Origin of the sequence: Bacteroides sp., from assembly GCF_030151085.1 — a bacterium.
Taxonomy (GTDB): Bacteria; Bacteroidota; Bacteroidia; order Bacteroidales; family Bacteroidaceae; genus Bacteroides.
In genome coordinates this window covers 66,240-78,975 of record NZ_JASLER010000014.1, presented here as the reverse complement: position 1 = coordinate 78,975, position 12,736 = coordinate 66,240, and the positions used below count along the sequence as shown (strand labels likewise).

Sequence of the window (12,736 nt, the reverse complement as noted above, 5' to 3'; positions counted from 1 at the left end):
ACCTACAAAAGATTTATCTTTGTTGCTCAAAGATAGCTATATAGTATGTTATTACCTTATTTAAATGAAGATTTGATTGAAGCCGGGTGCGATGAAGCAGGCCGGGGATGTTTGGCTGGTGCTGTATTTGCTGCTGCCGTTATTCTGCCCAAAGACTTCAAGAATGAGTTACTGAATGACTCCAAACAACTGACCGAAAAACAACGCTATGCTTTACGTGAAGTTATAGAGAAAGATGCGCTGGACTGGGCGGTAGGGGTGGTGTCTCCCCAAGAGATAGATAAGATTAATATCTTGAATGCTTCTTTTCTTGCCATGCACAGGGCGGTCGACCAGTTGAAACTACGTCCGCAACACTTGCTCATTGATGGCAACCGTTTCAAGAAGTACCAAGATATACCGCATACTACGGTTGTAAAGGGCGATGGCAAGTATTTATCCATTGCTGCCGCCTCCATACTTGCCAAGACTTATCGTGACGATTATATGAACAGCCTGCACGAAGAATATCCTCATTATGACTGGAATAATAATAAGGGATATCCTACCAAGAAACATCGTGCTGCTATCGCCGAACAGGGTACTACGCCCTATCACCGCATGACGTTCAATCTGCTGGGTGATGGACAGTTGACTCTGGACTTTTAATTAAGTGGCATGTGAGTAATCAATACTTGCTATTTTAGAACCATCTTATCTTTCTGAACCATATAAAAGTAATGGTAGAAAGTATCACCGATAGAGCAATAATAAATGCGAATGCATGCGGAAACTCGTCTAAATGAATGTCCACGTTCATACCGTAGAAGCTGGCGATGAGCGTAGGTATCATCAATGTGATGGAAAGACTCGTCATGCGTTTCATGATGGCGTTTACATTGTTGGAGATGATAGAAGCAAAAGCGTCCATCGTCCCCGTTAGGATGTCGCTATAAACATTGACTGTATTGTATGCCTGCTTCAGTTCGATGACCACATCATCCAGCAAATCCATATTAAGGTAGTTGGTGTCTTGGAAAATGTTTCTCAATCGTCCTATCATCACTTCATTGCCACGGATGGAAGTATCGAAGTAAACCAGCGTTTTCTGTAGTTTCATCAGTTGCAGAAGGTCTTCGTTACGAATGCTTTTCTCCAATTCTTTTTCGGCAGTAGCTACGTCATTGTTGATTTGTTTCAGATATTTCAGAAACCAAACGGCGGAAGAGTGGATAAGTCGAAGAATAAGATCCAATTTGTTGTTTACTACGATTCCTTTCCGGCGAGTATGCTGGATGAAGTCCGGTATTAGTTCTGTGTGGTGGTAGCAAACAGACACAATGATTTCTTCGTTGGTGATGATGCCGATAGGGACAGTGATAAAGGGAACTCCGCGCTGGTTGCTCTGCATCGGGATGCGCAGGATAGTCAGTAACCAGTTACCTTCGGTTTCTGTACGCGGGCGTTCGTCCACATCGGCTATGTCTTCCAGAAATGATTCAGGAACCTTAAGTTCTTCGGTAAGGAATTGGAAATCGTCGTTGTCAGGGCATTCAACGTTTACCCAGCAGTTGGGTTGCCACACGGTCTTTTCTACGAAGCCGCTTTCGCTGTTGAGATACTTTCTCATAGGGTTTGCCTCCTTTCTTTAAGTGCGAGCAGAGGCGTTACGAAAAACGTTCTCAGTCCGCTTTATTGGTAAATACTATTGCACGTTCGTGGGTTTGAATCGTCCATCTTTCTTATTTTTTGTTTTTTAAGCGAGGCAAAAGTACATAAATCATTTGAAACAACACGCTTTAACCGCTGTTTTTTGTAACTTTGCACCCGGAAAAAGAATAAACGCTTTTCCTGTGTATAAAGATTGTACAATTAAATTCTATTAATATTATGAGTAAGAAAGCCCTTTTAATGATTCTTGATGGCTGGGGCATTGGCGATCAAGGCAAAGATGATGTGATTTTCAATACACCTACTCCTTACTGGGATAGTCTGTTGGCTAATTATCCGCACTCCGAGCTTAAGGCAAGTGGCGAAGATGTTGGTTTGCCCGATGGACAAATGGGTAATTCAGAAGTAGGTCACCTCAATATTGGTGCCGGACGTATCGTTTATCAGGATTTGGTAAAGATCAATCGTGCTTGTGCCGATGGAAGCATTCTGAAGAATAAGGAAATCGTTTCTGCTTTCTCTTATGCAAAAGAAAATGGCAAGAGCGTTCACTTTATGGGTTTGACTTCTGATGGTGGTGTACACAGTTCATTGGATCACCTGTACAAACTTTGCGATATATCAAAAGAATACGGCATTGAAAATACTTTCATCCATTGCTTTATGGATGGTCGTGATACTGACCCGAAGAGTGGTAAGGGTTTTATCGAACAATTGACTGCACAATGTGAGAAGTCAGCCGGTAAGGTTGCTTCTATTATCGGTCGTTTTTATGCAATGGACCGTGACAAACGTTGGGAGCGTGTAAAAGAAGCTTATGAACTATTGGTAAACGGCACAGGTAAAAAGGTCACCGATATGGTTCAAGCTATGCAGGAATCTTACGATGAGGGTGTAACAGATGAATTCATCAAGCCGATAGTAAATGCTAATTGCGACGGTACTATCAAAGAAGGTGATGTGGTTATCTTCTTCAACTACCGTAACGACCGTGCTAAAGAACTTACAGTTGTTCTTACTCAACAAGATATGCCTGAACAAGGTATGCATATCGTTCCGGGTTTGCAATTCTATTGTATGACTCCGTATGATTCATCTTTCAAGGGTGTTCATATTCTTTTCGATAAAGAAAACGTTCAGAATACTTTGGGCGAATACTTGGCTGCTGAAGGTAAGACTCAACTCCACATTGCCGAAACTGAGAAATATGCACACGTAACTTTCTTCTTCAATGGTGGTCGTGAAACCCCGTATGATGCTGAAGAACGTATCCTCGTTCCCTCTCCGAAAGTAGCTACATACGACTTGAAGCCTGAAATGAGTGCTTATGAAGTAAAAGATAAACTGGTAGAAGCTATCAATACTCAGAAGTTCGACTTTATCGTTGTGAACTATGCAAACGGCGATATGGTAGGTCATACCGGCATTTACGGAGCTATTGAGAAAGCAGTAAAAGCTATCGACGACTGCGTAAAAGATACCGTAGAAGCTGCTAAAGCAAACGATTATGAAGTAATCATTATTGCTGACCATGGTAATGCCGATCACGCTTTGAACGAAGACGGTACTCCGAATACTGCTCATTCATTGAATCCTGTTCCGTTTGTTTATGTAACTGCAAACAAGGATGCAAAGGTAGAAAATGGTGTGCTGGCAGATGTAGCACCTTCTATCTTACATATCTTGGGTATGGCTCAACCGACAGATATGACAGGTAAAGACTTGATTAAGTAATTAATTTCTTAAATAGCGAGCCTGAATGTTTCTCTGACATTCAGGCTCTTTGTTATTTGTCCTTTATAGTTAATCTTGTTCTGTTTGGCTGATTAGTACTTTTTTTTTATATTTGTCTAGTATTCTACTAAATGTTTTGGAGATATGGAAACACAACCTTTGTATGACATATTTATTTCTTTCAAGCGGACAGAAGTTGGAGGTGGCGATACTGAAGATTTCCAAATGGCTAAAGATTTGTACACCTATTTAGACCAGAAAGGTTTGAAGGTTTTTTTTAGTGATGAATCTTTTAGAAAGTTAGGAACTGCCGAATATAAAAACAAAATTGATACAATATTAGATGTTGTCAAGGTATTGATTGTGGTAGGGACATCTCGTGAGAATTTGGAATCAAGCTGGGTCCGATATGAGTGGGATAGTTTCTGTAGTGATATTTTGGATGGACTTAAACCGGATGGCAAGCTATATAGTTATATTGACTGCATCGGACCACACGATTTACCGAGAGCTCTTAGAAAATATCAGTCATTCGCGAAGAAAAATACATCTCTAGCTCAGGTTTATCAGTATATCTGCAATGCTTTAGGGATAGATGCGCATGCAAGAGAGAAAGCTAAAGTGGCTGCTGGTGTGGAAAAGTATCATATTCTTGATTATAACGACATAAAGAACAAAAATTGGGATTTTAGGGAAACTGTCCAGAAGCTCATGGATATTGTTTATGAGACTCTTGATTGTGAGGATTTGAACCATATTCTTGATGTCGAAGCTTCTGAGAAGATAATGGAGCGTAGTTGTGATACATGGAGGATATTAGTCGGTCCGAATGATAAGATTATCGGGCACTGGTTTTTTGTATCTTTGTATGACTTGGAATATAATAGATTGCTGAAGGGTGAGCTAATGGAGGAGGATATTACTTATAGAAATATAAATTACCTTGACTTGCCGGGTTACTATAAAGGTTATTTTGCTCAAATTGATATCATAAAGGAGTATCGGAATGCAAGAACATTACAGCGTTTGATAATGTCCATTCTAGGGCAGATCGAGTTTTTGGCTAAGCAAGGCATTTTTTTTACAGAATGGTGTGCTGATTCACTGTCACCGGAGGGACGTTCGTTGAGTCATTCAATGGGACTTTCATATGTTCGTCAAAACTTGGACGGTGGAAGTGTTTATGCTGGTAAGATGGAATGCCTTTTGGCAGCTCCGATATTTCAGCGGGCTCCTAATCTTGTAAAGTTGTATCAGAATGAATGGCGTAAGAGGAACAGTTGAGCATGATACCTGAACTGTGGCGAGAGAAATGAGAGTAAACAATAAAAAATAGAATGATTCAGATAGGTAATGTTGTAGTTAGCTTTGACGTATTGCGTGAGAAGTTTATTTGCAATTTGGATGTATGCAAGGGGGCTTGCTGCATAGAGGGTGACGCCGGTGCTCCGGTAGAGCTGGAAGAGATTGAGAAGTTGGAAGCAGTCTTACCCATAATATGGGACGAGCTTGCTCCCGAAGCACGTGCTGTTATTGAAAAACAAGGAGTTGTTTATACCGACCGCGAAGGAGATTTAGTCACTTCCATCGTCAATAACAAAGATTGTACATTTACCTGCTACGATGAAAAGGGGTGTTGCTATTGTGCCATAGAGAAAGCTTACCGTGAAGGGAAAACAGACTTCTACAAGCCGATATCCTGCCATCTTTATCCTATCAGAATAGGGAATTACGGACTTTACAAGGCAGTAAACTACAATCGTTGGGACATTTGTAAGGCTGCCGTATTGTTGGGGCAAAAAGAAAATGTACCCGTTTATAAGTTTCTGAAAGAACCATTAATCCGTAAGTTCGGCGAAGACTGGTATGCTGAGTTAGAGCTGGTGGCAGAAGAGATGAAAAAGCAGAATCTGTTATAGTATATGAGGTTATTGTTTCATATCTTAAAGTGTAATTCTACTTCTGTATTGATAAAATCCAATTTCATTTGAGTTTTAGCAACCAAAGAAAGTGAAGAAGGTAAAAGAAAAGCCCCGGTCAGCAGGAGTATCCTGCCCATCCGGGGCTTCTTCGTTGTAAGATGTGAGGTTGGTAATTGTTAAATTTTCAACGCTCAATATTATTTTTAAGCGTCTATATTTGCATACGTTGCATTTCTTTCGATGAAATCACGACGAGGACCTACGTCTTCACCCATCAACATAGAGAATACATAATCCACTTCGGCAGCATTCTCAATATTTATCTGTTTCAACATACGGTTTTCCGGATTCATAGTTGTTTCCCACAACTGATCCGGGTTCATTTCACCCAAACCTTTGTAGCGTTGTGTATGAACAGCATTTTCCGAACCACCACCGTAGGTGTCGATGAACTTCTGGCGTTGTGCCTCGGTCCAGCAGTATTCCTTTGCTTTACCCTTTGTACAGAGATAAAGTGGCGGAGTAGCGATATACAGATAACCTTGTTGGATTACTTGCGGGAAGTAGCGGAAGAAGAGTGTCATAATCAATGTGTCGATGTGAGAACCATCGACGTCGGCATCGGTCATGATAATTACTTTCTTATAGCGCAACTTATCGACATTGGCTTCCTTGCTGTCTTCACCGCTCACGCCGAAACGGATACCAAGAGCCTGAATAATATTGTTTACTTCGTCACTCTCGAATGCTTTGTGCCACATGGCTTTCTCTACATTCAGAATTTTACCACGAAGCGGAAGGATAGCTTGGAAAGAACGGTTACGTCCTTGTTTTGCCGAACCACCTGCGGAGTCACCCTCAACAAGGAACAATTCGCATATTTCCGGATCTTTACTGGAACAGTCGGCTAGTTTACCTGGCATACCACCACCGGACATCGGAGATTTGCGTTGTACGGATTCGCGTGCCTTACGTGCGGCAATACGAGCCTGTGCAGCCAGTACTACTTTATCGATGATAAGTTTGGCTTCTTTCGGATGTTCCTCCAGATAATAGGAGAGAGCTTCTCCCACTGCTTGGTCTACAGCACCCATTACTTCGTTGTTTCCGAGTTTGGTCTTGGTTTGTCCTTCAAACTGTGGCTCTTGTACTTTAATAGAAATAACGGCAGTCAAACCTTCGCGGAAGTCGTCACCGGCAATTTCAACTTTGGCTTTTTCAAGCATCTTGTTGTCTTCGGCATATTTCTTCAGCGTACGGGTCAGTGCACGACGGAAACCAGCAAGGTGAGTACCACCTTCAATGGTATTAATATTATTCACGTAAGAGTGAATGTTTTCATTGTAGGAAGTATTATACATGATAGCTACTTCCACCGGAGTACCTTGCTTTTCGGTATTGATGTAGATCACATCATTCATGAAATGCTCACGTGAAGAGTCTACGTAGCGGACAAATTCCTTCAGACCCTCTTCAGAGTGGAATATTTCTGTCTTGCAGTTACCTTCTTCGTCCTTCGAACGGAGATCTGTCAGAGAAATCCGGAGACCGGCGTTCAAATAGGCCAACTCGCGCATACGGGTAGCAAGAATATCGTAACTATATACGGTATCTGTAAAGATGGTATCGTCCGGCCAGAATTGTTGACGGGTACCGTTGATATCGGTAGTGCCTACCTCTTTTACGGAGTATAGCGGATGACCGCATTCGTATTCTTGCTGATAGATTTTGCCATTACGGAAAACCTGTGTGGTCATGTGTTTTGACAAGGCGTTCACACACGATACACCTACGCCATGCAAACCTCCTGATACTTTGTAAGAACCTTTGTCGAACTTACCTCCGGCATGCAGTACGGTCATAACAACTTCCAATGCGGATTTCTTTTCCTTCTCATGGTAATCCACCGGGATACCACGTCCGTTATCTTGTACGGTGATAGAGTTGTCTTCGTTGATGGTCACTTCGATCTGATCGCAATAACCGGCGAGTGCTTCGTCGATAGAGTTGTCCACAACCTCGTAAACCAAGTGGTGAAGTCCTTTGACACTAATATCGCCAATATACATTGCGGGACGTTTTCTTACCGCTTCTAAGCCTTCCAGTACCTGGATGTTCTCGGCAGAATAGTTTCCGTTATCGGAGTTAATCTGTTCTTCAGTCATAATGTAATTTCCTTATTGTAATAACAGAGCAAATGTAGTGAAAATCCTTGAGATAGTACGCCAAACAAACGGATTAATTTGGTTCGGTTACAGCTTTTTAGCATCGAACGCAGGCGTGTAATAAGAATAAAAGAATGAGAAGTCCTTAAATGGAAAAGGCCGAACTAAAAATAGTCCAGCCTCTCATATCTTTTGTGTAATTAATCAGCTTAAGCGAGCTTGTTGATATAGATTGCCAACTTAGATTTCAAGTTGCCAGCTTTGTTCTTGTGGATGATATTAGTCTTAGCCAATTTATCCAACATTTTTACAACGCCCGGATACATAGCTGATGCTTCAGCTTTATCTGTAGTAGCACGAAGCTTACGAACAGCATTTCTCATGGTCTTACCATAATATCTGTTGTGAAGTCTTCTTGTTTCTTCTTGTCTGATTCTCTTCAGTGATGATTTGTGATTTGCCATCTCGACTAATCTTTTTTAATTCGTTTATTTTTTTATTTGTAGCCCGTGGGGGAATCGAACCCCCCTTTCCAGAATGAAAATCTGGCGTCCTAACCGATAGACGAACGGGCCATCCTGTGTTGAGCGTTTCCGCTCTTGCAATCGGTTTTTCCTCGTTTGCGGTTGCAAAGGTAGAAACTATTTTGAAACTACCAAAATATTCTATAGAAAAAATTGAAGCACTAATAGATACTTTTTTGTGTTTTGATCTTTTATTGCCTGATAATCAGAAGCAAACATCCTTCATTTTTTTTACTCATCCTCTTTGTTTTTTTATTATTTTCTTCTCTCTCATAGTAGTTATCGGGCTTTTTTTTGTAGCTTTGTTATCAGATTGAAACTTAAAAAGAGTTGGCAATGTTACAAAAGACGCTGGGGATTGTGCTTCGTACCCTGAAATATAATGATACTTCTCTCATTGTGGACATCTATACGGAGGTTTTCGGTAGGGCGTCATTCTTGGTGTCTGTACCCCGTTCGCGTAAGGCGGCGGTGAAGTCGGTGCTTTTCCAGCCGTTGGCATTGGTGGAGTTGGAAGCGGATTTGCGTCCGAATTCTACTATATATAAGATAAAGGAGGCAAAGTCGTTCTATCCTTTTTCTTCGCTTCCCTATGATCCATACAAGTCTGCTATTGCTTTATTCCTTTCAGAGTTTCTATACCGGGCTGTGCGTGAGGAAGCGGAGAACCGTCCGTTGTTCGCTTATTTGCAGCATTCCATTATCTGGTTGGATGAGTGTAGGGCAGGGTATGCTAATTTCCATTTGGTATTTCTGATGCGCTTATCCCGTTTTCTGGGGTTATATCCTAACTTGGAGGATTACTGTCAAGGAGATTATTTTGATTTGCGGGGTGCTTGCTTTACGGCACTGCGTCCACAACTTCATTCTGACTACATAGGTCCGGAGGAGGCTTCCCGCCTGACGTTATTGATGCGCATGAACTACGAAACGATGCATCTATTTGCCATGAATCGGGCAGAGCGTACTCGTTGCCTGACAATTATGAATGAATATTACCGTCTGCACCTACCTGATTTCCCTATTTTGAAATCGCTTGAAATTCTGAAAGAACTGTTTGATTGAATGTTCTGTCCCGAAGGGTGATTCCGTAGCCATTAGCAACTATATCCGTTTCCACAGCTTGTTATTCCCGTCTCCACAGGTGGGCACGCTTGTCTCCACAGGTGGGCACGCTCATTTCCACAGGTGGAGATGCTCGTTTCCACTAGCGGATACGGTCGTTCCCACTTGAGGAAACGGGCGTGTCCTACCCATGGAATACGATAACACACTGGTTATCAATGTGGAGAAAGCATGTGAAAAAGCCGTATTTCAAGTGCTTTCTCTCTTTGATATTAAGAGAGATTGCATTTGAAATACGGCTTTCAGTTAAGAGGTAGGCTGGTATATTATCCTAGCAATTCCTTCACTTTGGCTGAGATGGCACGTCCTTCGGCAAGTCCGGCGAGTTTTTTGCTGGCTACACCCATTACTTTACCCATATCTTTGGCACCGCTGGCACCAGTTTCTGCAATGATTTCTTTCAGAGCTGCTTCCAGTTCTTCGGGAGTCATTTGCTTGGGCAAGTAGGTTTCCATGACTTTAACCTGAGCCAATTCTGGTTCGGCCAAGTCCTGACGACCTTGTTGCGTATAGATTTCGGCAGCATCTTTGCCTTGTTTTGTCAATTTCTGAATGATCTTCAAAGCATCTGCATCACTTAGAGTATCGTTGGCACCCGGAGCGGTTTTGGCTTCGAGGAATACCTTCTTTATATTTCTTAAAGTTTCGAGAGCCACTTTGTCTTTGGCCTTCATTGCGGTTTTAATGTCTTCGCTGACTCTTTCAAATAGATCCATAAATATTTATTATTAGTTCATCATTTAGAATGTGATTACTCCTCCGTCTCCAGCTCCTACTCCTTCTTGCGCTTCTTCGGTGGCGAGGATGCTTTCTTGTTCGGCTTTGGCCTTGATGTTATTCAAGGTGCTCTTGTCGCGGGAGTAAGTCGGGGTATTCTCTACCAGACTGATGATGTCGGCGTTGTCCAAGTCTTCGGGGTTGAAGATGTAGATGTGGCGACGACGGCTACGTTGGTATTTGGCATTGGCATCTTTGCCGTAATAAGTTTCACGGCGGTTACGCTTCTGCTCTTCTTCTTCTTCGAGTTCGGCGAGGCGTTTCTGCTCTTCGGCGGTACGTTGCGTGATGCGGTCGTCCATTTCTTTCATGTGGATGTCCTGAATACCGAAGCCGGTTGCAAGCAGGGTGATCTTGACACTCTGTTCCAAATGGTCGTCGATAGCCATACCGAACTTGGTTTCGAAATCGCGGCTGAAGCGGTTCATGAACTCTTTTATCTCGTCCATTTCGCTCATCATCAACTTGTATTGCGAACTGTAGGAGATGTTGAGCAATACCTTCTTGGAGTTGAAGATGTCATTGTTGTTCAGCAGCGGAGAATGCTGGGCATTCTTGATGGCTTCGCTGACACGACTTTCACCTTCGCCGTAGCCGGTACTCATGATGGCTACGCCACCGTCTTTCAATACCGTCTTCACGTCATTGAAGTCGAGGTTGACCTTTCCGTGCAAGGTTATGATTTCGGCAATACTCTTGGCTGCTACCGAGAGGGTATCGTCGGCTTTATCGAAAGCATCGTCTACGGAAAGTTCGCTGTATATCTCGCTCAGTTTTTCGTTGTTGATGACCAAGAGGGCATCTACGTGCTTGCTGATTTCCTCAACTCCGTCCAGTGCTTGGTCTATCTTCTTGTCGCCTTCCCAACGGAACGGGATGGTAACGATACCGATAGTAAGGATATCCATTTCCTTAGCGGTCTGTGCGATGATGGGAGCAGCACCTGTACCTGTACCGCCACCCATTCCTGCGGTGATGAATACCATTTTGGTGCCATCGTTCAGCATATTCTTAATATCATCTTTACTCTCTTCTGCGGCTTTGCGGGCGCGTGCAGGACGGTTTCCGGCACCTAGTCCTTCCTTACCGAGTTGTAGTTTTACGGGTACGGGAGAATCCTTCAACGCTTGGTTATCTGTATTGCACAGAACGAACGTCACGTCATGTATGCCTTCCCGGTACATGTGGTTTACGGCGTTACCACCACCACCACCTACGCCGATTACTTTGATTATCTTCGGAGAATCAGTCGGGAAATCGAATTGTACTATATCGTCCATAGCTCTATATTAATTGGTAATTGTCAATTGACAATTGGGGTTATACTTTGGAATTTACTTCATGTCGTCGTCTGAGAAGATCTCTTTGGAGAATTTGTCGAAGGTACGTTCAAACCAACCCGGACCTTCTTTCTTCTTCCGTTTCTTTTCTTCTTTTTCGCGTTGTTCTTTCTCTTTGCGTTCACGTTCCTTACGCTCTTTCTCCTCCTTATCCCTTTGGGCTTTGGCGGCGCGTGCGGCGGCTTCCTGCTCTTTCAAGGCTTCGTCGTTATCGAACATATTGACGGTCTTTATAGGTTCGGAGGCGGCAGTCGGTTTCGGTTTGGCTACTTCTTGCAGGCAGCAGTTATCGTTTCCGGCGGCGAGCAGTCCCAGCAGCGTATTTTGCATGCCGTCCTTTTTCAGAACATCGCTGTAACCATGAACGGTATTGTGTGCAAACTTTGCACTCTTGATCTTTTCCACTTTGCTTAGCTTGCGGAAAGCGTCTTCAATATTCTTCAGGTTGGCACCGCCACCGGTGAATATCACTCCGGAGAATAGTTTGTCCTCGTAACCTGATAGTTGCAGTTGGTTCCATACGTTGGCAAGGATTTCTTCGGCACGGGCTTCGATGATGCTGTTCAACTTAGCCAGTTCGATGGTACGTCCGTCTTCCAGCGTGCATACGGCGGGAACTTCTGCATCGTCTTCTTCCTCTTCATATAGAGCGTTACCGTATTGCAGTTTCAACTTCTCGGCATCTTCTTCTTCCATTTGCAAGGAGGCGATGTCGTGAGTAATATTGCTTCCACCCAGAGGCAGTACGCTTAGGTAGCGCAAGATGTTGTTTTTATATACTATGATAGTGGTGGTATCTGCACCAAAGTCGACTAAAGCACAACCTGAACGCATTTCGTTTTCGGTCAGTACTACATTCGCCAAGGCTACCGGGGCAATAAGCAGGTCGGCAATCTCCACTTTGGCTTGCTCGAAACTGTGCTCCAGATTCTTCTTAAGCGAAGCGCGTGCAACGATATTCAGGAATTGACCGGTAATATGTTTGCCTGCCACTCCTACCGGATCGGCTTGCAGGTTGTTGTCTATCTTATATTCTTGCGGGGCGACATCCAGTACGGTCATCTCCGCCAAGGGAACTTCCAGGTTCTCGTCGCAGATTGCGTCGATTAACTCTTGTGAGATAATACCTTCTTCTTCCAGCGTACGGCTTACCGCATTCTTGACCGTGCGCAATGATTGTCCGCCGATGCCTACATATACTTTGGCGATGGAGTTGTTTAGCTGGCTTTCCAGCTTGTTGATGATGGTAGTCAGTGCTTGTGCTGTCTTATCGATGTTGTAGATCGCACCTTTATGGATAAAGGAAGATGCGTCTTCGCGTGCATAAGCCAACACCTGAATGCTTCCGTCACTGTTCTTCTTTCCTGCGATACCGGAAATCTTAGAAGAACTCAACTCAATAGCGGCGATGAAATCTGTTGTTGCCATTTTATTTACGATTTAACTATTTACTATTTACGATTGAAATTACTTTTATTTACGATGTACAATTTACTATT

General features: G+C 43.1%; 11 protein-coding genes and 1 tRNA gene. 5 read left to right on the top strand and 7 right to left on the bottom strand.

Annotation, left to right across the window (positions count from 1 at the left end):
• Positions 1–45: 45 nt before the first annotated feature.
• The gene (locus Q1W14_RS03315; RefSeq protein WP_300699256.1) at positions 46–648 is read left to right on the top strand and encodes a ribonuclease HII; all 603 of its coding nucleotides are present in this window, start codon (positions 46–48) and stop codon (positions 646–648) included.
• 34 nt (positions 649–682) lie between these two features.
• Here the strand turns inward: Q1W14_RS03315 and Q1W14_RS03310 are convergent, their stop codons facing one another.
• Positions 683–1,609 carry a magnesium transporter CorA family protein gene (locus Q1W14_RS03310; RefSeq protein ID WP_300699254.1) on the bottom strand — a complete coding sequence of 309 codons (927 nt, stop codon included), beginning with the start codon at positions 1,607–1,609 and terminating at the stop codon, positions 683–685.
• A 260-nt stretch (positions 1,610–1,869) separates the two neighbouring features.
• Here Q1W14_RS03310 and gpmI point away from each other — a divergent pair, with 260 nt between their 5' ends.
• The 3 genes from gpmI to Q1W14_RS03295 all read left to right on the top strand — a co-directional run bounded on the left by gpmI (position 1,870) and on the right by Q1W14_RS03295 (position 5,303).
• Positions 1,870–3,384, top strand: coding sequence for a 2,3-bisphosphoglycerate-independent phosphoglycerate mutase (gene gpmI, locus Q1W14_RS03305; RefSeq protein WP_300699252.1), 1,515 nt, complete (start codon positions 1,870–1,872; stop codon positions 3,382–3,384).
• Between the two features lie 144 nt (positions 3,385–3,528).
• Positions 3,529–4,668, top strand: a complete 1,140-nt coding sequence (locus Q1W14_RS03300) for a hypothetical protein (protein WP_300699250.1) — start codon at positions 3,529–3,531, stop codon at positions 4,666–4,668.
• A 53-nt stretch (positions 4,669–4,721) separates the two neighbouring features.
• Positions 4,722–5,303: a DUF3109 family protein gene (locus Q1W14_RS03295; RefSeq protein WP_300699249.1), complete on the top strand. Its 582-nt coding sequence runs from the start codon at positions 4,722–4,724 to the stop codon at positions 5,301–5,303.
• A gap of 206 nt (positions 5,304–5,509) precedes the next feature.
• Here the strand turns inward: Q1W14_RS03295 and gyrB are convergent, their stop codons facing one another.
• The 3 genes from gyrB to Q1W14_RS03280 form a co-directional block, all read right to left on the bottom strand.
• Complete coding sequence (gene gyrB / locus Q1W14_RS03290) at positions 5,510–7,471, bottom strand: DNA topoisomerase (ATP-hydrolyzing) subunit B (RefSeq protein ID WP_300699247.1); 1,962 nt, start codon at positions 7,469–7,471, stop codon at positions 5,510–5,512.
• A 209-nt stretch (positions 7,472–7,680) separates the two neighbouring features.
• A complete protein-coding gene (gene rpsT / locus Q1W14_RS03285) occupies positions 7,681–7,935 on the bottom strand; it encodes a 30S ribosomal protein S20 (RefSeq protein ID WP_300699245.1) in 255 nt (84 codons plus the stop codon).
• A gap of 39 nt (positions 7,936–7,974) precedes the next feature.
• Positions 7,975–8,046 (bottom strand) — tRNA-Glu (locus Q1W14_RS03280).
• 285 nt (positions 8,047–8,331) lie between these two features.
• Between Q1W14_RS03280 and recO the strand changes: the two genes are divergently transcribed.
• Positions 8,332–9,060 carry a DNA repair protein RecO gene (gene recO, locus Q1W14_RS03275; RefSeq protein WP_300699243.1) on the top strand — a complete coding sequence of 243 codons (729 nt, stop codon included), beginning with the start codon at positions 8,332–8,334 and terminating at the stop codon, positions 9,058–9,060.
• A gap of 326 nt (positions 9,061–9,386) precedes the next feature.
• On the opposite strand, the gene Q1W14_RS03270 is transcribed toward recO, so the two are convergent.
• Genes Q1W14_RS03270 through ftsA form a run of 3 tightly spaced genes read right to left on the bottom strand, consistent with a single transcriptional unit; the run spans position 9,387 to position 12,665 of the window.
• Positions 9,387–9,836, bottom strand: a complete 450-nt coding sequence (locus tag Q1W14_RS03270; RefSeq protein ID WP_300699241.1) for a GatB/YqeY domain-containing protein — start codon at positions 9,834–9,836, stop codon at positions 9,387–9,389.
• A gap of 24 nt (positions 9,837–9,860) precedes the next feature.
• Complete coding sequence (ftsZ, locus tag Q1W14_RS03265) at positions 9,861–11,177, bottom strand: cell division protein FtsZ (protein ID WP_300699239.1); 1,317 nt, start codon at positions 11,175–11,177, stop codon at positions 9,861–9,863.
• Positions 11,178–11,231: 54 nt separating this feature from the next.
• A complete protein-coding gene (gene ftsA, locus Q1W14_RS03260; RefSeq protein ID WP_300699237.1) occupies positions 11,232–12,665 on the bottom strand; it encodes a cell division protein FtsA in 1,434 nt (477 codons plus the stop codon).
• Between the last annotated feature and the right edge of the window lie 71 nt (positions 12,666–12,736).